Here is a 22122-nt window from a genome sequence, read left to right as displayed (position 1 = left end):
CTCTACGCTGTATCCGCATCTCCAGCGCTTATATACCAGTCTCCGAAGTCATTCTGATCATCGTTAAGTTGATTTACAGCGAATTTGATTGCGGTTTTTCGCTTTAAAAAACCTAAACTTAAAAACGAAAAATTCACTTCACTTTTCTCATATGACCATATTTTTACAATGTCGAAACTCTTAGAGCGCAAATAAGCTAAAAGAACTCGCATGATTTTCTTCTGATTTACCTCTTCTCTCATAACACATTCCAATATTGTTCCTACAATTCTCTGACCATGCTTGTTTTTTCGTATTATGAAAAATCCAACGATCGCACGGTCCACTTCTACTACTAATTTTTCATATTCTGATTCTGGTTTCTCGCTGTATTTCCACTCTAAAAATTCTTTACTTCGCCTTTGATGGATTCGAGTTTTCAATGAAGTTTCAATAAAATCAACAATTTCATCATCAAACTGCCTTACTTCTGAAATGGTCATGTTCGGTGGCAGGCGATTGTTTTTATACATGTTATCTTTTACAGTTAACAACTGTTTAAGAACAGGGATTGAAGGAAAGAGGTGTTTGTAATTCAATATTTTCATTCGATTTGAAATTGAATAGATTTCTTCCCACCCTAATTTATTCAATGGAGGAAATGAATTTTGATTGGGGAACGTCATAATTTTCTGTACGCCCATCTCTGTCAAATGCTCAATTGCCATTTGATTTAACTTCTTGTAAATCCCCATTCCTCTATAAGTTCCATCTACCATAGAATCGACGGATTGTGCACCTTTAATCATTTGCTCGTCTCGACAAAGGTCAGTTAATAAAACAACGCGAGAACCTACCATCTCATTTTCCGAATTAAAGGCACAAAAGATAACGGCTGGATTGTGAACGTTATTAAATTTCCATTGGAAATAGCTTAAGGAGATTTCCTTATTAAAAACTCTTTTATATAGGTTCACATATTTGTGGTAATCCTCTTCTTCATATAAACGATAGGAGATGTTATTTTGGGTCAATGATTCGTTCAACTGCCTTTCCTTTTCAATCTTCCTATGAGCTTGTTCTTTTCCTCCGTAATCACACCCATCATCCATAATGAAATGAGGTACAAGAATACTCCTATACTTATTTGTATCGCCAATAGAAATGGAACGTTTTCGATTGGAAGGTAATTCCCAAGAAATACGCCTACTCCCATGATCGAAGATGCAAGTATAATCTTAATATGATCAGAAGAGAATTTAATTCTTAAATCAGTGAGATGATTTGTTTTATAATAGGATAGTGCGAAATAGACAAAATAAGCGATTAATGTCGCACAAGCAGCCCCCATATACCCGTACAGTGGTATAAAGATAAGGTTTAACACAATGTTCGTTCCTGCTGCTACAAGTGAGATATTGGCGATTTCCTTACTTTTCTTAACAAGCTCAAGGCTTTTATTTAAATATTGTCTTATTCCAAGAAACAAGAAACCAAATGACACAATCGGAATAATTACAAAGCCTTCTTGGAAATCATTTTTAATAAAAAGCGAAGTGATGTGATTTGATACGACGGATAGACCGATAACGGCTGGAAGAATGAGCATAAAAAAGTACTTAAAAATGTTATTTAAAACACGATTCACTTCAGTAGTCGTACCCGTACGGTGTTTTCTAAATAAAATCGGTTCAGCGGTCGACATGAAGATCGTAATAAGCGGCATCATGATTTGTTGTGCAAATGAATAATTAATAGAGTAAATTCCTACTTCACTACTATCTCTTAAAAACTCAAGCATATAACGATCGGACAAAGTTAACAGCCAGTGTACACCAAGAATTAAAATAAAAGGTAATCCATAAAGAAAATATTCTTTCACATACGCCAGGTCTAAAGAAGTCATTTTTATGATTCGCATGTGCTTCTTTTCTTTTATTAGTACGACAACTGTATAAATGATATCTGATACGATCGTCGCTAAAAGAATCGCACCGATGCTTAAATTGAAATTGCTCAATAACAATAGAAACGTCCCAAATCGAATGAGAATGGTAATTGTGGTTAAGATTGTCGCAAATCTCGCTTTTCGATTTGCTCTAAGGTACGAAAAGAAGAAAGAGTGCAAATTTGCAGAGAACAAAAGCACAATTGTTAACCAAAGATATTCGCTTGGAATAATGCGATTAACTACTCCTAATGCACTCATGATGTAGAGGAGAATCGCTATTATTGAGATAATCGCCGTTAACGCAACAATTGAAACGGTTATTAACTGTTTTTCTTTTGGGTCCTTTTCATCATTTGTATAGTAACGAATAAAAGCAACATTTATCCAGTTAACCGATATTATTCCTAATAACCCAACTGAGGCATTAATTAAGCTATATTGGCCATACTCAGCTGTAGTGAAATTGCTAGTAAAAATCGGTACGAGCATAAAACCAACGATCATCGGTACAATGTATGTAATTGCGTAGTACACTAAATCATGAAAAAAGGATTGTTCTTTATTGCTCATGTTTGTTGCTCCTCGGTAAAAATTAATCATTGCCGTTTCATTTCTCAACAGCCACAAATGAACATTTTCCATAAAAACACATCTAGGGAATTATTCCATAGATGTGTTTTCATGATTCAAATGCGTTTTTAAAACTTGCTTTATTTCAGCAACATTCTCTTCATTTGGTTCAAAGTAATATACACCGTCTATTCGAGCATCTTGCCCAGTAAATTTGAGGTTTTCAATATCAGCAGAATTTAGCTTTGTAAACTTTTTCTGAAGCGAAAATAGCTCTGTTGCGGTTAAGTTTGTTTCAATATTTCCACTCAAGTGATCAGCGATTTCATCAAGTTTGAATAAGTTCTTAACAGATAAAGTTTTATCAAGGGCGGCGTTAATGACTTGACGCTGACGATCACTTCTTCCAAAGTCACTATCAAATCTTCGCATGCGAACATATGCCAGTGCTTCTTCACCATCAAGCTCCATTTGGCCCTCGGTAAACTGGATCTTCTTTCGATTTACTTCGTCACTATACTCCCAAAAATCAAACGGTACATCCACTTCTACTCCACCGATTTCATTAATAACACCTTTAAATCCTTCAAAATTCACCTTTGCATAATAATCAATGGGAATGTCTAAGAAGCTTTCAACCGTATTAATTGTCATATCCGGGCCACCAAATGCATGCGCATGATTTATTTTATCCATAGAATCTCTACCGATAATCTCTACTCTTGTATCCCGGGGGATACTCACCATTTTGGCTGTTTCCTTCTGAGGATCAAGGGTTAGAAGGATTAATGTGTCAGTACGCCCATGCTCGCCTCCAGTTGAATAATCTTCAACCCCCATTAAAAGGATGGAGAAAGGATCTTTGCTAATTTCCACTGCTTTATCTCGAAGCGCTGACTGTTTTCCTCTCTCTAGCTCATTATAAGTCTTTTTAGACGCCTGATACCCTTCAACTGCTACGTATGCACCATAACCAACGACGATCATGACAACGAACAAAATAAGAAAAAAAAGATTCCGAAACAATGAACGCTTTCGACGTCTTCTGATTCTTGATTTATTTTTTGACAAAACAAACGCCTCTTTTCATCTGTTAGATCTGCTCTATACTTCTCATGATAAAGGTTTTCTCAAAAAATGTAACCTTTTCCTAGTAGAATGTAAGTGACGTATAGAGCAAACTCTAACACACCTTGTGCTTATTGATTGCGCAATAATTGACTCTCTGGGACCTGGCGCAATGGTTTGGCCGGTGAGCCAACGACAAGCATTTCTGGTTCCACGTCTTTAGTCACGACACTTCCCGCTGCCACCGTTCCATCCTTACCAATTGTTTTGCCAGGGAGGATCGTTGCATTGGCGCCAACTCTTCCACCATCATGGATTGTTACACCTTTGAAATGGTCATATCGTTCAGATGACCTTGCCAAATAATTATCATTTGTTGTAACGACATAAGGAGCAACAAAAACGTAATCGCCAAGTTCTGAGTACGCAGTAATGTAGGCATTTGTTTCTAACTTGCATTTCACGCCAACTCTACAGTCATTCTCAACAGCTACTCCACGCCCCACAATTGTTTTCTCTCCAATTGTTACACGCTCACGTATCGTTGCTAGATCAGCTACAAAGACATCATCTGCAAGGACCGCATTAGCATAAATAATAGAAGAAGTTCCAATTGTACATCCAGAGCCGATGATGGCTGCTGGCAATTGTTTTACCTCTGGAAGGATCGAATTCTTTGCACGTGCTGGTTGTTTTCCAATGATCGCGTTATCCTGGATCATCACACCGTTCCCGATTTGTACACCATCATAAATAATCACATTATGGCCAATCACGACATTTTCACCGAAGGTTACATTTTCGCCGATTACTACATGCTGTCCTACTTTTATTGGATCCATTTTTGTTCCCCTTTCTTTCTTATTTAGTTAAAAAATTTGCTAATCATATCCACAACATATTCCTGCTGCTCTGCTTTAAGTTCAGGGAACATTGGAAGAGAAATGGCTTCCTGACAAGCCTTTTCCGTAACTGGTAGATCGCCTTCCTTATAACCAAGATCTGAAAATACTGGTTGCAGGTGTAGCGGTTTTGGATAATAAATCATTGTAGCGACACCTTGCTCTTTCAAGTATGCCTGAAGTTCATCCCGCTTAGGGACTCGAATGGTGTACTGATGGAAGATATGATAGTTATGTTCCTCAACAAAAGGTGTTGTAACTGTGTCACCCAGACGCTCATTTAATAATGCTGTATAACGTTCCGCTTTCTCGATTCGTTGTTTGTTCCAATCCGTTAGATGTGGAAACTTTACATTTAAAATAGCAGCTTGAAGCTCGTCAAGACGACTGTTGTAACCTAGAATATGATGGTAATATTTCGGTTTACTGCCATGCACGCGAATCACGCGCATTTTCTCAGCTACTTCATCATTATTCGTGATGATCATCCCAGCATCCCCATATGCCCCAAGGTTTTTTGTAGGGAAAAAGCTATATGTAGCCGTTGTACCAAGCTCCCCTACTTTTTTACCTTTATACTCAGATCCAATTGACTGGGCTGCATCTTCAATAATAGCTAGATTGTGTTTATCGGCAATAGCCTTCAAAGCATCCATATCAGCCATCTGACCATATAAATGAACGGGAATAATGGCTTTCGTTTTATCCGTTACAGCCTCTTCAACCTTTTTCGGATCAATATTAAAAGTCTTCTCATCAATATCAACAAATACCGGTGTCGCGCCAGCACGTGCAATGGCACCCGCAGTTGCAAAAAAAGTAAAAGCAGGACAAATCACTTCATCGCCTTCACCTACATCACAACCTAATAAAGAAATATGTAGAGCGTCGCTTCCGTTTGCAACGCCAACGCTGTGAGCAGCATGACTAAATTCTGCTACGTCACTTTCAAGTTTTTTCACATTATCTCCGAGAATGAAACGTGCACTCGACATTACTTCTTCTAAAGCAACACCGATTTCACCTTTAAGTGATTGATATTGTTCGGTTAAATCAAGCATTGGTACTTTCATTATAGACCCTTCTTTCATTCATTTTGATAAACTTTTATAGATACTAATTAATGTTGTGCTTTCTTTTTCCCAATTATATTGCTCTTCGATTGCCTTCCTTCCATTTTTGCCCATCACCTCAGCTTCTTCAGGATGCGCCGTCATCCATTCTATCGCTTGAGCGATTTCGTTTGGTTCAAGGGGATTCACGCAAATCCCACATCTGTTGCCTTCGATTATTTCTTTCCACAGAGGAAATGCAGAACCGATGACTGGAATACCTGCAGACATATATTCAAACATTTTGTTGGGCTGGGCATTTATATGGTTTGGAAGTGGATGATAAAGAACGAGTCCGGCTAGGGATTCCGACATGACATCCGCCACGATTTCTCGGTTTACAAAACCTAAGTCTTTCACCTGACTCCATCCTTTATAGGATTGAAGATCAACCTTAAGTTGCTGTGGGGCAATATTTCCACCAAATATTAACTGTGCATTCGTTTTTTCGATAGCTTGAACCATTTCATGTGCAGCTCTTACCTTTGTAATGCCCCCTATAAAACATACTGTTGAATTTTTGTTAGACCAGTCCGTATCAGGAGCGTAGAGTTCACTAAGAATAGGATAGTTATTGACATTATAGGCATTTGCTCCGATTTTTTTAAATCGTTCACAAATATAGGGTGTAGCAGCAATGACTGCGTCAAATTTTTGGGCAGCATAATTTTCATACCGTTCAAAAACAACACTGATACTTTTACGCAAAGGGGAAGGAATCCACTGCTTTTCCAATATTTGTCTCGGAACATCCTCGTGAATATCATGGATCACTTTTTTCCCCTTACGCTTTAATTTAAGACCAGTTGGTATGAGTTCTGGATCATGAAAATGGTAGATATCTGCATTTACCTTGAGAGCCGCTTCGTAAACAGCTTTCGTTGTTTTGATCATTCTGCTCCTCTCATTCGTTGCATCAGAAGGAATGCCAATAATCTTCACACCATCTTTTGTTTCAGATGTTGCATTCGGAACGATATAAGTCACATCGTACCCTTCCATATTGAGAGATCTGCATTCTTTAATGAAAATTCTGATATCGTGAGGAGAATGAACAGATGTTAGATGACATACTTTCATTACTCTCCTACCTACTTTCAGCTTGAACTAACTTGCTATAAATATTGGTTAACATAGAAATCACAGCTTCCTCGCCAAATCTTTCTTTGCAATCTTCATGAATAAGATTAGGATCATATTTTTTATAATGTTGGGACATATAAATTAGAGCTTGAGAAAGTTGATGAATTTCGCCAGTAGGAACTAAAATCCCATTTAACTCATTCACAATCATGCTTGGACCACCACTATCTGTTGCAATAATAGGCGTTCCAACAGATAAAGCCTCTACCAATACTACACCAAATGTTTCATAGTAGCTGGATGAAACGAATACATCGGCAAGCTGCATTTCTTTCTTCACCTGTTCCCTTGAAAGCGTTCCAATAAGTGTAACTCTCGATTCAAGATCAAGCTCATTAATGAGGCGTTGTAACTTATCTTTTTCTTCGCCCATCCCACCTATACGTAATTCTGTATCTCCATGAGGGAATGCATGATGAAAGGCATGAATAAGTAAATCAAGACCTTTATTTGCATTTAAATTCGCAACAGCCAATAGTCGAAACGGTTCTTTAGATTCCCTGTTCTTTTTCGGTCTAGCATCAGACATATCAATAAAATTTGGAACGATGTCCACTTGTTGAGTCGTATAGGAAACCATATCTCTTTTTAACCCAGGTCCTACTGCCAATAATCTATCCGCTTGACTAAAAGCCTTTTGTGCTAGTTTTTTTTGATAGGGCTTTAACATATTTCTCCCAAAGGCAGAAGAATGCTCCGTAATAATCAATGGAATATTTTCATCGCGACTTATCGCAGCAGCCCCAAAACCTCCCCATAAACAAGAATGGGCGTGAATGACATCGGGTACACCTACTTCTTTTACAATGTCTTTATACATTGCTCTTAAGCGTTTTTTATAGATCATTTCAGTACTATATGGTGCATTTGCAAAGTAGTTATAACCTTTATAGCGATAGGTTAATACCCCATCTTCTACTTCCTTACTTCTTGATCCTTTAAGTACGTTCTTATTAAAAGACTTCAAACTCCAAATCTCAGGAAAAGCAACAGTTACCTGATACCCCGCTCTGCTCAATGCCATCGCTTGCTCTTTGTAAAAAACTCCTCTATATGGCTTGCCTTCCATTGGATAGCCAGAAGGTACAATTAAAACATGCATAGTAAACCTCCTATCGGCTATTGTTTGATGTTCAACAATAAATCATCAACAATCGTTTGCCAAGAATACTCCCTTAACACAAACTGACGTCCGTTGTTCCCTAACAGTTTTTTCTCACCTTCAGGTAAAGAAGCACTTTCAAGTATTTTCATTGCTATATCTTCTACATTTTCGGGTTCAGCGATAATTCCGCACTTCTCATTTTCCAAGAATTGAGCGCTCTCTCCTGCGCCACAGTACAAGACAGGTGTAGCCGTTGATAGCGCTGGAAAAATCTTTGAAGGTCTCGCCCCTTTAAAAAGTTCTAGGTTTCTTAAAGAAACGATGCTATAGTCCGTTACTGAAAAAACTTTGGGCATTTCTGTCACTGGTACAGAATCATGAAACAAGGTATTTGTTAACCCTAACTCTTTAGAAAGGTCTACGAGATTTTGTTTCTCTGGCCCATCTCCCACTAGGAGAAATTGAATAGTTGAATCCTTCTCTTGTACGATTTTAGCAGCTTTGAGAATTGAATCTAACCCCTGCGCGTACCCTAATCTACCTGCAAATGTAAAGACTGTCTTATTCGTCAGGTTTAACTTATTCATCCACGTCTCACTAGGCGCTTCTGGTTGAAAAGATTCGGTATTCACTCCATTTGGAAGAACAAATACATCTGACTTTGACTTCCCCTTTTGAATTAAGTAACTTTGTATCCCTTCAGTGGCCGCCGCTAATTTCCAAGATTTACGATAAAGAAACAATTCCAATCGTTCTGCGAAACGAATAAATGTTTTATTCTTAACAATCCCTAATTCCACTGCTGATTCTGGCCAAATATCTGCAATATTAAATACAAATTTAGCTTTTTTCATTTTTGAAGCAACATATCCCGTAATACCGAGAAATAGAGGTGGAGAATTACAAATAATCACATCAGCTTTTTTAGCTTTTACGACTGAATAAAAAGCGCTAAATGTAAATGAAAAATAGGAAATTAGCCTTCTCCAAAAGCTTCCTTTTGGAGAAGGGTAAATCCAGCTTCGATGAACGGTAATTGTTTCATATTTTTCTTTTTCGTAAAATTTCCCTTTATACTTCTCAGGTATAATGCCATGAGGATGATGAGGAAATGCAGTGATGACCTCTACTTGATGACCTCTTTTCTGAAGTTCTTTACTTACTTCATAAAGACGTATTTGTGGTGCACCAATTTCTGGCGGAAAGTGTTGACTTAGTAATATGATGTTCATTTAATCTCATCCTTGTCTGCTCAAAAGCTTATCGAATCATGTCAGAAATATGCACGGATGCTTTTCCATCGCCAAACAAATCTTGGTAAATTGGAGCTACTGTTTTCTCAACAGCTGACACGATTTTCTTAGGGTCAGTTCCTACAAGTATATTGGCATTTCCTTCAAGTGTTTCGACCCACTCTGTTTGTTCTCTCATAGTAATACATGGAATTTGCATGAAATAAGCTTCTTTTTGTACGCCACCAGAATCGGTAATGATCTTTCGAGCGTTGTTTTCAAGTGTTAGCATGTCTAGATATCCAACCGGATCAATAACATGTAGCCCTGGTACTTCTGTTAAATCAAATCCTTGATCTTCAATCACTTTTCTCGTTCTAGGATGGATAGGCCACACTTTGTCACCCTTAATTTGTGTAAAAGCTTCTAAAATATCTTTCATTTTTTCGTGGTCGTCTGTATTTTCCGCTCTATGAACTGTGATTAAATAATATTCTTTCGAAGTTAACTTTTGTTTTTCTAGAATTTCAGATTTATCTTCTGCTAGCTTCAGGTTATAATCAACTGCATCATACATCACGTCACCTACATTAAAAACGTTCTCAAGAATATTTTCATCTTTCAGATTTTGTACGGCTGTTTTAGTAGGACAAAACAGTAAGTCTGACACGTGATCCGTCATAATTCGATTAATTTCTTCAGGCATTTTCTTATTAAAGCTTCTTAATCCAGCCTCAATGTGAATGACCGGAATATGTAATTTAGAAGCTGCGAGAGCTCCAGCAAGGGTCGAATTTGTATCACCATAGACAAGTAAATAGTCAGGCTTTTCATCAACAAGAATCTCTTCGATTTTTGCAAGCATTTCACCCGTCTGTTTCCCGTGATTGCCTGAACCTACTCCAAGGTGAAAATCTGGTTTTGGAATTTCTAGCTCTTCAAAGAAAATATCAGACATATTAGCATCATAATGCTGACCGGTATGAATAATAAGTTCCGTATGTACTTTTCTTAGTTCTCGAGACACAGGTGCCGCTTTAATGAATTGCGGTCTTGCACCTAAAACCGTCATAATTTTCATATCAACTTACTCCCTTCAATCTTCTTTCTCTGAATAAAAGGCATAGATGAATTCCATCTACGCCATTTATAATTAGTTTGTTTTATAGTTTGTAGTATTTCTCTGGTTTTGTAACGTTTTTAAATGCATTTCTTGTATCAAACAACACTGGGCTATGAGTAGCGATCATCTCATAATCAAAGGAAGAGTGATCCGTTGCAAGTAACACTAGATCAGCATTTTCAAGAAGTTCCACATCAAGGGCCACGGTTTCAGAGACTGTTTCAGAAAGTTTAAACGACTTTACGTGTGGGTCTGCTACAATCCAATCAGCCCCTGCTTCCTCTAGTTGGTTTAAAATTGGAAGGACAGGTGATTCTCGAACGTCTTCAATATCTTTTTTGTAAGCTACACCAAGTACAACTACTCTTGCACCATTCAATGCTTTTTTATCTTTATTTAGAATTTGCATACAGCGATCAATGACAAAATCAGGCATACTATTATTAATTTCTCCCGCAGTCTCAATTAATCGAGTGTGGTAATCAAATTCTCTCGCTTTCCAAGTGAGATAAAAAGGATCAATTGGGATACAATGTCCGCCAAGACCTGGACCTGGATAAAACGGCATAAACCCATAAGGTTTCGTAGCAGCTGCATCAATAACTTCCCATACATCAATATCCATCTTATTACATAGGATAGCCATTTCGTTAGCGAGGGCAATATTAATGTTACGGAATGTATTTTCGAGAATCTTTTCCATCTCAGCTACAGATGGACTAGATACTTCATGCACTTCCCCTTCTAATACATTTCGATACATTGCGGAGGCTACGGCCGTACAGGAAGGGGTAATTCCACCGACCACTTTCGGTGTATTCTTCGTATTATAAATCTTATTACCTGGGTCGACTCGTTCTGGGGAGTATGCAATAAAAAGATCTTCTCCACAAACACGCCCTGTTGCTTCTAAGATTGGTTTTAGTATTTCTAACGTTGTACCTGGATAAGTTGTACTTTCTAGAACAACAAGCATGCCACTATGAAGGTGTTTTGCGATCTCCTGTGACGAACTTTCCACGTAAGAAGTGTCTGGTTGACGATAGATATCGAGTGGCGTTGGAACACAGATGGCCACAGCGTCTACATCAGCAATTCTTGAATAGTCTGTTGTAGCAATTAATTGTTTTTTCTCAACGTACTCTGCAAGCTCCTCGTCTACAACATCACCAATATAATTGATGCCTTCATTCACCTGGCCTACTCGCTTCTCCTGAACATCAAACCCTATAACGTTATAGCCAGCTTTCGCTTTTTCAACGGCAAGGGGCAATCCAACATACCCTAACCCAACAACTCCAATCGTTGCTGTCTTGTTTTCAATTTTAGATAACAGTTCCTGCGCCTGAGTATTTAATTGAGCATTAACCACGGTCATACCTCATTTCTCTCTAATTAGTCCTGAACTTTTATAGGAGTATTTTGATCTGATGATTCATATAGTGCTAGGACAAGTGATAACGCCTTTTTACCATCTTCACCAGTCACAACTGGAGACCTATCTTCTACAATGGCTTTCACCATATCTTCTATAATCCATTGATGACCCGGTTTACCAAACGGATCTGCTTTTATTTTTTCAATTAAGGTATTACTTTCTTGATCATCTAAATCTTCAATATTGATATGCTCAATAAATGTCGCATTACGGCCACCTATTTTCACTGTCCCAGTTTCCCCAAAAAGACTAATGGTCTCTTCTAAGTTCTGTGGATAAATAGTTGTTGCTGCCTCAATCACACCTAAAGAGCCATTTTTAAATCTAACTACGCCTGTAGAAACGTCTTCTGCTTCAATGTCGCGAAGTCGTGTCGCACTCATACTATAAACTTCGTCAACATCACCCATCAGCCAAAGGATTAAATCTAAATTATGTATCGCCTGATTCATCAAAACGCCACCATCTAATGATTTAGTACCTCTCCAGGGAGCTTGATTGTAATATTCTTGATTCCGATTCCACCTAACCGTTGCATTAGCGTGGCTTAATTTACCTAACTTTCCTTGATTCATTAATTCCTTTATCTCTATCATCACAGGACGAAATCGATTCGGGTGAACAACAGAGAGCTTCACGTTATTTTCTTTACAAACATCAATGATTTTCTGAGAATCTTCAAGAGTAAGAGCAATGGGCTTTTCTACTACTAAATGTTTCCCGGCGTTTGCCGCTTTAACAGCCAGGTCAGCATGAAAGCCACTTGGTGTACAAATATTAATGACATCTACTGAATCATTTGCGATGAGTTCTTCAAAGTTGTGATAACCTTCTATATTATATTCTTTAATGAATGGCTCCATCTTCTCTGTAACCGTATCACATACGGCGAATAAACTTGCTCCTTCAGCGTGCATAATGGCTTCTGCATGCTTCTTGGCAATGTGACCGCATCCTACAATTGCAAAATTCATAAAATAAATGTCTCCTTTAAATAACATGCTAATGATAGTTTTCTACACATTATGACAAATTATGTTTAGAGTCGGAAACCCTTAACATATATAAAATTTCTACTATTGTTATTGTATATTAAATTTTCACAATATCAATCGTTTTACTGGAACACATTGTTAAAAGAAAGTAAAGATTGCTAATAAATGATTACAGAACGAAACAAAAAATACCTGCAAAAGTGCAGATATTTTGTCGATTTGGTACTCGTTAGAAAATGGAGCAATGAATATGAAAGATGAGTTTCTCTTATTGACCTGTAAAATAACCAACTAGGTAATCCGCCCAAACCTGGTGACCCTTTTTGTTAGGTTCACTCTCTTCCGTCAAATATTCCGCCATCTTTTCACTATCCTGATTTGGCCATTCATTCCAGTGATTAAGATAAAGATAATCATTGTCTTTAGCATACTTCTTTAATTGATCTACTTGGAGAGGATAGTATTTGGAATCGTATAATGGATTTGAAGGTTGTAGAATAATAATCATATCTTCATTCACATTTTTATAAGTGGAAATGATACTTGTAATAGCATCTAGTGAATCCTCAATACGAATTTCTCCATTATCCTTAAGGAGAAATGGTTCCAGTAGAAGGACATCAGGAGTTGTTTCTACTCCTTCTTCTCTTATTATTCTCATGGCTTCTAATGAGTTTTTATCTCCGAGTGATCTTACATTAATGGAGAAAACCTCTTTCCCATAGCTTTCATCCAATTCGCTTTGCAAAATAGATGGCCAAGAATCATCACCATCAGAAGTAGCATCTGAACCGACTGCTGCGATAGTGATAGACTTATTATCTGACACCTTTTTTTGTACCAATTCTTTTAATTCCTTTGAGAAATTGGACATAGCACCATCTAAGCTATTTCCTGCCTTCTCATCTGCTACTGTTGACTTTTGAGTTTCCTTCGCATTAGCTTTAATACTCATCGTTTCTATCTTGTTCTCCCAGTGCATTTTCCCTAATAAAATACCACTTACACAAATAATAAATAAAAAGAGTAATAAAAACTTTTTCATACCTTCCCCCTAAAACCCCTTGATTAGCCATCTTTTCTAATACTTTCCTAAATATAAATTATATAGAAACCTTCTATTAAAATAAACAGGATTCGGCATGATTAAAACAAATTCATGATATTTCTTTCACAGTCTCTATTTAGCCAAAAAAAGTAGCTTTGATCCGAAGATCAAAGCTACTCGTTCTTCCAATTACTTGACTAACTTTTGCAACTCGTCTTTCGCTACTTCACTTACTGCTCCATTTCCACCTAATACTTTCACAGATTTAATATCATTCGTATACAGATATTTTGTTAGGAAAGACTCAACTTCTGTTGGAACATCATCTTTTTGAACCAAAACTAGCGTTCCTTTGTTCATAGATACGAGTGGTGCTGAAGAAAGTGCGTCAGGGAAAGTTTGACCACTTGCTACATATAACGTATCCGTAGCGTCAGCAAACTCCTCTTGAATCGCTGCTAAAGTACCATAACGATTTTTCCCTTTCAATCTCATCGTATCAAAAGCAATGCTTTCTACTTCATTATAAACAGTGTCAGAAATTGCTCCTGTACCTCCAAGAACATACACAGCTTCACCTTTAAGAATTTCTTTTGCTTCTTTAGATAATTTCTTTCCATCTGTAAGCACAATTGGCATTTGCTTCTCGCCAGCAATACCAGCAGCGCTAAGTGCGTCTGCATAGTTCATACCAGTCGCAAGAAACACGCCTTTTCCTACATAACCATTCTTTTCTTGTAAGTGGTTTACAATGGCTAAGTTCGTATCGAAACGACTTTTACCAGATAAACGTTCAACATTTTTTGTGCTGATTCCAAGCTCAGCAAGTTGAAGAAGTACATCGTCGGAGACAACACCTGTACCACCAACAATTACGGCATTTTCAGCACCTAGACGTGAGATTTCTAATCTAACCTTTTCTGACAGTTTCCCTTTAGGTCCTGCAAGAAGAACTGGTGCTTCATACGCACTTGCTAGTGGACCAGCTGATAAAGCATCTGGGAAGTCGTATCCAGTCGTGATAACCACAGTTTTACTATCTTCCTCAGTGAAACCATCAGGATACATCTCTTTTGATACTTCAATAGCAGTCGCTTCGCGGTCTGAACCTTTAATAACATCCACTACTCCGCCATCAACAGATACAGGTAGAATTGAAAGAACTTCGTCAGTAACAGCATCCTTTAAGAATACGCCCGCTGTGTAATCACCAGATGCATCTGGTGTTGTAATCTTCACATCGGTTTTAAGTGATTTCCCAATACCTAGATCGAAAGTTTTATTAGTAGCGGATAGTTCACCCAGACCTTCTTCACCAGGATTTAGAACTCGTTCTTCCGTTATTGTAAGATCAACTTCTGTTGCTTTTCCGTCACTAGACGAATAACCAAAAACAGCTACCAGGTAAGTACCATCTTCTAGCGCTTTCATATTTACTTTTTCATCAGAAGAAGCATCACCTGAAGACGCTACCGGTACATACCCATCTTTTGTTTTCTTATAAAATTCTAAATCAACGTCATCACCTGGATCTTTCGGATTCGAAGTTGCTACCTCTAAAGAAATATTATTTTCGAGCTTCAACTCTTCCAAATAATAATCTTTATTTGGAACTTCAATGCGACTTTTACTTGATTCTGCCTTACTAAAATCGCCAGTTTCGATTTTTACTTTTTTAGCACCTGAAAGATAATTTTCGAATTTCACTTCTTTTGTTGTCTTTGTACCTGGAGCGACAGAACCAAGGTCAACTTCGCCTGGAGTAGCTACAACACCTTGTACAAAAGCTTCGAAGTTAAATTTGTTTACTTCTTTACCTTCTTCAGGAGCAATCGTACCGTAGACCGCTACTTCCCACACACCGGCTTTAGGACTTTCAAAAACATTTTCTTCTACTTTAAGGGAAGACGCTTTTGGTCCATAACCGGCATATCCTTGATATTCACTTACTTGCTTACCATCCGGGTCATGTACTAACATTCTTACTCGACCTTGATATTCACCATTTTCCTGAAGAGCAGAAAGGGCGAAACGGATTTCTTCCATTCCTGGCTTTACGTCAAAGTAATAGTGTTCGGTTTTAGAAGATTGTACTTCTCCTTGATCACTAAAACGATATTTGTTTTCTGAAGTAAATTCTTCTCCAACAATAATCGTTTGATAAGAGCGCGCTTCAACATAAGCCGTCGCCTTATCATCAATGACTAGCGTTCCTTCGTTTCTACCAACCTGAAGCTGGTCCTTATCATAAGTAACAGTAATTTTCTCACTTTGACCCGCTTTAAGCGTAATCGCCTTCTTAGATGGAGTAAACCAACTTTCACTTGGCTTAATTGTTAATTCTTTTGTTTCATCAGTAGGGTTTTCAATAAGAACTTCTACTTTTTCCGGTATTTCTTGATTTCTTACGTATAGCCCTGGACCACCTGAAACTTTTTCACCGTGGTAAACTTGGACATTCACTTCTTTTACATCATTAATAAAGTTGTTTTTCAAATATTCATAGGCAGCAGGGATATCAATTAAACCAGCACCCTGCTGAGAACGTTCATACCCTTCAAGTGGCTGCGCAGTTTGAATTAACGCTTCACGTGCTGATTCGTAATCAAAAGGAACCCTGTCTTTTTCAGTAGCTTGTTTCAAAAGAGCAAGTGCGCCTGCTACGTAAGGTGCTGACATACTTGTACCTTGAAGTACTGCATAATTACCTAATTGTGCTGGATAAGAAGCAAATGATGCTCCTGGCGCAACAATATCAGGTTTTTGCATACCATCTTCCCTTGGACCATTAGAAGAGAAGTACCAAAGGCCGTCCCCTTCTTTTGGCGTGCCATCAGCGTTCTTTCCAAACGGATAAGCGTCATATTCGGTTGCCCACATTTCTTCATCCATGTGTGCACCTACAGAGATCGAAGCTGTACTCGTTCCTGGTGAACCTACTGAATCAGCCCCAGGTCCTTCGTTTCCTGCTGACATAGCAAACATCGTACCAAATTCTTCAGATAATAGATCTGCTAACTCGTCATCTGCATCTGTGCCGTCATTTAAATCAGGTAAAGAACCTAGACTCATATTAACAACATCTGCGTCATACCCGCCTAGAGATTCTGGTAGGGCAGCATCTACCATCGCTGACATGATGCTATAACTAGCCGCTCCACCTTCAGCTTTAAATACTTTAAGACCTACTAGCTCTGCTCCTGGCGCAACACCATCTTTAGCAACAGCTCCTGTTTCGTTCGATCTTGCTGGCCCATTAGCTGCTGTTATACCCGATACGTGAGTGCCATGTCCGTTGACATCAAAGAAAATATTCACAAATGGATTCTCTGAATCTAATGAATTGATGCGGAAATTAGCTCCAACCAACTCATCCTCTACATTGACATCAAATGTACCAGCTTGATTGTTCGCATAAGGAATTTCATCAGCGAAGTCCATGTCATTATCTTTATCAATGTAAACTTTATCATCAACCATTAGCACACCAAATTTATCTGCATCGTTACCTTCTACATCCTCATCGTGGTCTTCCGTCATTTCACCATCGGCATTTAGGTCACCTGAATTCAGGTCAGGCGCCAGAAAGCCGAAATGATACTCGTCATCCGAGGCATCAATCCCGTTTGTCTTATATGTATCTTCTCCAACAGTAAACGAATCCCCCTCATCAACTGTGTTGTCGAAAATCACATCGCCTTCAGCAAGTGGAAAATCTGAATCTCTTTCATTCGTTTGGTCTCCAATCGTGTAATCATGCACACCGACGATTTTAGATTTACCAAAGTATCCCTCAGCAAGCTTTTCAGTGAAAGCTTCATGACCTGGGTCTGGACCCGAGTCAATAATGGCGACTCTCGTTCCAGAGCCATCATATTTATTATGGAATTCATCCACACCTGTGGCATCATGTGTTTCTTCTGTTTGGGGGCCAACTACTTCTTCTGCAGCTTCATTAATAGGTGCTATTTCAGGGTCATCGAATGTCTTTTCCAATTCAACCGTTCCGTTTTTACCAAGTGACGCTACGTCATCAAGTCCATAAACTTCCATTACTTTATTAGTTGGAATTTCTGTTAAGTAGACATAGTTCTTATGGTTATCAAGTACTTTAACACCCATTTTTTCAAGTTGCGAAGAAAGGTCTTTCTTTCCTTTTGTGACAACAATCAACTCTTGTACCGCAGCATCACTAAAAGCAAGAGCTGAAATCTCTTGTGAAATAGCTGGTTTAAACTTCTTTGTTTCTTGTAAGGCAGCTTCCGCTACATCAGGATTGTATCCAACGTTAGAGAACGATGATGCCAATAAGGTCGCGCCAGCAAAAACCGTAATAAACTTTTTCTTAAATGTCATTCGTGTATTTCCCCCCAGTATTGTTATAAAAACGCTGCTAAAATATCCCTCCCCTGATTTATTTTAGAAAATTTTCTGCATTTTCAGTTTAATCTTGTTTTTTATGTCCGTCAACAAATAAATGTGTAATTTTTTACAAAATATATAATTCTATGACACTATTTCTTATTGTTTTGTGAAAAAACACGGTAATAAAAGAAAAAAGCTTCGAAGTTTATCGAAGCTAGTACAGTAGTTTTTTATCAATTTTCCAGGCAATTTGGGGAGAAACAGCACCATAACCTCCAAGAAAGTGATAATCTTGGAATCCTTTATTTCTTAAATAGGTTAATTCTTCATTCACACTAGCTAGCATTTTTCGTGGATGAGTTAACATAACTGAGCTTTCTACTTTAGTAGCCAGAGCTCCTCCCACTAATGCATCAGGGAAGTTCGTACCAGTGGCAATATACAGTGATTCTTCCTCTAAACCAAACTGTTTAATAACCTTGTAATTCGTTGCGTAGCGATCTTCTCCACTAATTCTATTGTAAGGAATCTGGAGAGATTCCATCGTTTCGTTAGACATCGCCCCTGTACCACCTATGGCATAAGCATGACGAATTTCTTTAGAATTGAGATAAGACTTCACAACGGCTGGCGCCTTGTTTTTTTGAACAAATAATACGGGGTAGTCATACCTTCCAGCGTATGGAGCAATGGAAAGAGCATCAGGAAAATCTTCTCCCGAAACGATCATTGCTTCTTCTGTTTCAAAAGGAATAGCATGATTAATAGCAACTGCAGTAGCATATCGATCTTTTCCTGATAATCGAAGTGTGTGAATACCTAATTGCTTTAATTCATTCTCTGCTACTTCGGATACAGCACCAGATCCTCCTACAATAACAACGTGAGTAGCCTTTAGTCTCTTTAGTTCTTCTATATTAGCCTCAGCTAAAGCATTCGTTTGCTGAAGCAATATCGGCGCATCTAGATAAGACGATAAAGGGGCTGCTGCTAGACTATCTGGAAAGGTTAAGCCACTTGCTAAAATCACGAATTTCCCATCCATGTTTTCACCATTTAAGGTAACCTGTTTTTGATTTAATTTATCCCAACCGTGCTTAGAAACCGCAACAGCTGTGTGAACGGCCGTTTTGCCATAAATTCTATTTTTCGTTTCAACGTATTCTAAAGCGGAAGAGACATTCAAGCGTCCACTTCCCATTCCCTCCAACTTACTGATTGGATCGGTACTCGAAGTGAGCACATCTTTTACCTGAGCACTCGTTAAAAATGGACTGTTTTGTAAAATCATGCTAGCTGCTGAGCTTACAAGCGCTGTGGACATACTCGTCCCACTATCTGTTTCGTATGAGTTTAGCCACGTGCTATAAATATCCGTACCTGGAGTGTGAAGATCGATCTCTGCTCCCCAATTTGAGAATGAGGCTTTTTCATTCGTTCCCGTTTGGGTTGATGCTACTGCGATCGTCGACTTATATGCGGCAGGATAAATAACCCGATTTTGATTATCATTTCCACCTGCTGCCACAACGACTACCCCACTCTCAGCCGCCATTTGAATCACATCACTCATTGCTTTCATATTGCTGTATGTACCAAGACTTAAATTAATCACATCTGCTCCATGAGAAACGGCATATTCAATGCCTTGAATGACTGTGGACATTTGTCCTGTCGTACCTTCCATCACTTTAATCGGCATGATCTTGACCCCGCGGGAGATAGAAGATATCCCCACTCCATTATTCGTTTCTGCACCGATCAACCCCGCAACGTGCGTACCGTGGCCATTTTCATCGTCTGGTGTTTTAGAAGGAGTTACGAGATTAATTCCATTAGCAAGATTACTAGCTAATTCCGGGTGATCGAGATCGACACCGGTATCTAAAACGGCAACAGTGATTTCATCAGATCGTACATATTTCATCCATGCTTGTTCAACAGACATTTCCTGAAAAGAGGACATTTGCTTAGTATATCCAGGATCATTTACAGGCGTTGAACCCATTAAATAAACAGGTACATCTTCTTCAGCGTATTGCACATTCGGTAGACTTTCCAATTCTTTTATAAGCTTTTTACTTTCTGACTTCGGTGCTTCAATCGTATCAAACTGACTGGAAATCGACTGAGCCTTCACTCGATCACTAGATTCTGAGTATTTCACAATCACATTGACAGTTTCTTCTGCTTCAACTTGTGGTGTTAAAAGCAAAATAAAGCTCAATGTGAAAATAACAAGAAAAATGTTACTCTTCTTCAATTCTTTTCCCCCTAAAGTTCCATGCTAGTTTTAGGATAATGAAAAGGCAGAAGAATTGAAAGGTGTTTATGAGAAATTTTTGGAAGTTGCGCTGAGAGGTTAAAGAAGTCTTAACTTAGAGAGGATTGTGTTTCTTTCCTTACGTGGTCGTTTACCAATTGTTCATACGATGATTGAAGTGAGGCGTAGCGTTCTTCTAATTCCGACTGATCTTTTCTTAACGTGCCAACAATTTGAATCAAATTCGCAATTAAGATTTCTAAGTTTTTAAAACGATCTTCCATTTTTCTCCTCCATCCTGTATGTTATAGTTAATATATACCATAAAGTATCGATCATTGCATTATGAAATATTGGGAAACATCGTTCGGATTTAGCGTGATAATCATGCAAATTCTTTTTATATTTCCCAACCTCAAAACTATTCTCTTTTCTGAGAATTTTTAGTAAACTGTAATCAAATAGTTCTAGGAGAAAGGAAGCAAAGAATGATTGGAGCAAAAATCCGATACTTCAGGCAGATGAAAGGCATCACGCAAGAACAACTCGCTTCCGGAATCTGTTCTATTCCGTATTTAAGTAAAATCGAACACGGTCTTGCCCAGCCAAGTGAAGAACTTGTTGGACATCTTTGTAAAGAGTTAGGCGTTTCTCTAGATCAGGTTGATGATGAGGATAAAATGAACAGGCTTCACAATGATTTAGACTCCTGGTACAAAGAAATGCGTCTAAGAAACTTTGAGGAAGTTGTTAGTTACAAGAAACTGATAGATGAAGAAATTGACGGCGTGGAAGATCCTGATATGCTGACGAAATATCTTCTTTTATCGTTTAGGTATCATATTTTATTTAGAGAAACTGATAAAGCGAATGATATTCTTGAGAGGTTGTATCACGTACAAGAAAGACTATCTGAGCAACTTGAATTCTATTATTTTTACTTTTTAGGCTTATACTACTACCAAAATAGTAAATTTAAAGAAGCTGGTGAACAGTACAAAAAAGCTCATTTTCTTCTTACTTCGATGAAATCAAATTCTGCAGAATGGGCAGAATTTTACTATCAACAAGCACTTGTACACAATCGTCTTAGTCAAATTACTTTATCTAATAACCTTGCAATAAAATGCCTTGAAATGTTTAATAAAGAATACAATTTCAAAAGAGCTTCAGACACTGAAATTCTTTTAGGAGTAAACAATAGAGTTATCTTAAATTATGGAGAAGCCGAACATCACTTCCAAAATGCACAAAAATATGCAGAATCTTTTAATGATAAACGACTTAAGAGTATTATTTACCATGACCTTGGGTATGTATACTCTTGCCAAAACGAATCGGATTTGGCTTTAAAATACTATCAATTAGCTTTACAAAATAGTGAAGTGCACGAAATTGAAGATCGCGCTAAGACTTTATATTTAATTGCTTCAGAGTATATTAAAAGCGGTAACTTTGATCTCGCTCGTAAATCAATTAATGATGGTATGGTGCTAGTTACAAAAACAGAGTACCTAGAATATATCCACCATTTTAAAATCTTGATTTTAAAACTTAGTAACAAGCAGAGTGAAAATCAAGAGTTAATCCTTAAAGATGCAGTTAAATACTTTGAGGAAAAAACACGTTGGTACTATGTTTCAGAGTACGGTGAAATGCTGGCAGACCATTATTTTAATAATGGCCAATATAAAAATTCAAGTTTTTATTTTAGGTTAGCGAACGATGCCAGGAAAAAAATCATGAATTAGAAAGGGAGAAAAACATGAAAAAGTTAATTGTAAATGCACTACTTATTACTAGCTTAGTAGGAGTTGTTACTCTAGGT

The 22122-nt window shown here is 37.9% G+C and carries 16 protein-coding genes; 1 reads left to right on the top strand and 15 read right to left on the bottom strand.

What is annotated here, in order from left to right; translation table 11 throughout:
- Positions 1 to 2: 2 nt before the first annotated feature.
- The 15 genes from LCL91_RS09970 to LCL91_RS09900 form a co-directional block, all read right to left on the bottom strand.
- Positions 3 to 1025 (bottom strand): GNAT family N-acetyltransferase, encoded by a 1023-nt coding sequence (locus LCL91_RS09970; RefSeq protein WP_224882087.1) that lies wholly within the window; start codon positions 1023 to 1025, stop codon positions 3 to 5.
- On the bottom strand, positions 1022 to 2500 hold the full coding sequence (locus LCL91_RS09965) for a lipopolysaccharide biosynthesis protein (protein ID WP_224882086.1): 1479 nt from the start codon (positions 2498 to 2500) through the stop codon (positions 1022 to 1024). Before LCL91_RS09965 ends, LCL91_RS09970 begins: the two co-directional genes overlap by 4 nt.
- Positions 2501 to 2590: 90 nt before the next feature.
- Positions 2591 to 3571, bottom strand: a complete 981-nt coding sequence (locus tag LCL91_RS09960; RefSeq protein ID WP_224882085.1) for an LCP family protein — start codon at positions 3569 to 3571, stop codon at positions 2591 to 2593.
- A 128-nt stretch (positions 3572 to 3699) separates the two neighbouring features.
- A complete protein-coding gene (locus tag LCL91_RS09955; protein ID WP_224882084.1) occupies positions 3700 to 4410 on the bottom strand; it encodes an N-acetyltransferase in 711 nt (236 codons plus the stop codon).
- Between the two features lie 23 nt (positions 4411 to 4433).
- Positions 4434 to 5543, bottom strand: a complete 1110-nt coding sequence (locus tag LCL91_RS09950; RefSeq protein WP_224882083.1) for a DegT/DnrJ/EryC1/StrS family aminotransferase — start codon at positions 5541 to 5543, stop codon at positions 4434 to 4436.
- Between the two features lie 18 nt (positions 5544 to 5561).
- Positions 5562 to 6662: a glycosyltransferase family 4 protein gene (locus LCL91_RS09945; protein WP_255639991.1), complete on the bottom strand. Its 1101-nt coding sequence runs from the start codon at positions 6660 to 6662 to the stop codon at positions 5562 to 5564.
- A gap of 7 nt (positions 6663 to 6669) precedes the next feature.
- Positions 6670 to 7827, bottom strand: coding sequence for a glycosyltransferase (locus tag LCL91_RS09940; RefSeq protein ID WP_224882082.1), 1158 nt, complete (start codon positions 7825 to 7827; stop codon positions 6670 to 6672).
- Between the two features lie 17 nt (positions 7828 to 7844).
- Complete coding sequence (locus LCL91_RS09935) at positions 7845 to 9062, bottom strand: glycosyltransferase family 4 protein (protein WP_224882081.1); 1218 nt, start codon at positions 9060 to 9062, stop codon at positions 7845 to 7847.
- A 28-nt stretch (positions 9063 to 9090) separates the two neighbouring features.
- The gene (gene wecB / locus LCL91_RS09930) at positions 9091 to 10143 is read right to left on the bottom strand and encodes a non-hydrolyzing UDP-N-acetylglucosamine 2-epimerase (RefSeq protein WP_224882079.1); all 1053 of its coding nucleotides are present in this window, start codon (positions 10141 to 10143) and stop codon (positions 9091 to 9093) included.
- Positions 10144 to 10225: 82 nt separating this feature from the next.
- Positions 10226 to 11557: a nucleotide sugar dehydrogenase gene (locus tag LCL91_RS09925; protein ID WP_425589674.1), complete on the bottom strand. Its 1332-nt coding sequence runs from the start codon at positions 11555 to 11557 to the stop codon at positions 10226 to 10228.
- A 23-nt stretch (positions 11558 to 11580) separates the two neighbouring features.
- Positions 11581 to 12597, bottom strand: a complete 1017-nt coding sequence (locus tag LCL91_RS09920) for a Gfo/Idh/MocA family protein (RefSeq protein ID WP_224882075.1) — start codon at positions 12595 to 12597, stop codon at positions 11581 to 11583.
- A 289-nt stretch (positions 12598 to 12886) separates the two neighbouring features.
- Positions 12887 to 13663 carry an SGNH/GDSL hydrolase family protein gene (locus LCL91_RS09915; RefSeq protein ID WP_224882071.1) on the bottom strand — a complete coding sequence of 259 codons (777 nt, stop codon included), beginning with the start codon at positions 13661 to 13663 and terminating at the stop codon, positions 12887 to 12889.
- Positions 13664 to 13855: 192 nt separating this feature from the next.
- Positions 13856 to 18022: a cell wall-binding repeat-containing protein gene (locus tag LCL91_RS09910; protein ID WP_224882070.1), complete on the bottom strand. Its 4167-nt coding sequence runs from the start codon at positions 18020 to 18022 to the stop codon at positions 13856 to 13858.
- 223 nt (positions 18023 to 18245) lie between these two features.
- Positions 18246 to 20294: a cell wall-binding repeat-containing protein gene (locus LCL91_RS09905; RefSeq protein ID WP_224882069.1), complete on the bottom strand. Its 2049-nt coding sequence runs from the start codon at positions 20292 to 20294 to the stop codon at positions 18246 to 18248.
- Positions 20295 to 20404: 110 nt separating this feature from the next.
- The gene (locus tag LCL91_RS09900) at positions 20405 to 20578 is read right to left on the bottom strand and encodes a hypothetical protein (protein ID WP_224882067.1); all 174 of its coding nucleotides are present in this window, start codon (positions 20576 to 20578) and stop codon (positions 20405 to 20407) included.
- A 204-nt stretch (positions 20579 to 20782) separates the two neighbouring features.
- On the opposite strand from LCL91_RS09900, the gene LCL91_RS09895 reads away from it, so the two are divergent.
- The gene (locus tag LCL91_RS09895) at positions 20783 to 22045 is read left to right on the top strand and encodes a helix-turn-helix domain-containing protein (protein ID WP_224882066.1); all 1263 of its coding nucleotides are present in this window, start codon (positions 20783 to 20785) and stop codon (positions 22043 to 22045) included.
- Positions 22046 to 22122 lie beyond the last annotated feature (77 nt).

The organism is Guptibacillus hwajinpoensis, assembly GCF_020171785.1.
Lineage (GTDB): Bacteria > Bacillota > Bacilli > Bacillales > Guptibacillaceae > Guptibacillus > Guptibacillus sedimenti.
The sequence above is the reverse complement of the archived record's forward strand: the minus strand, read 5'-3'. Positions and strand labels throughout refer to the sequence as shown.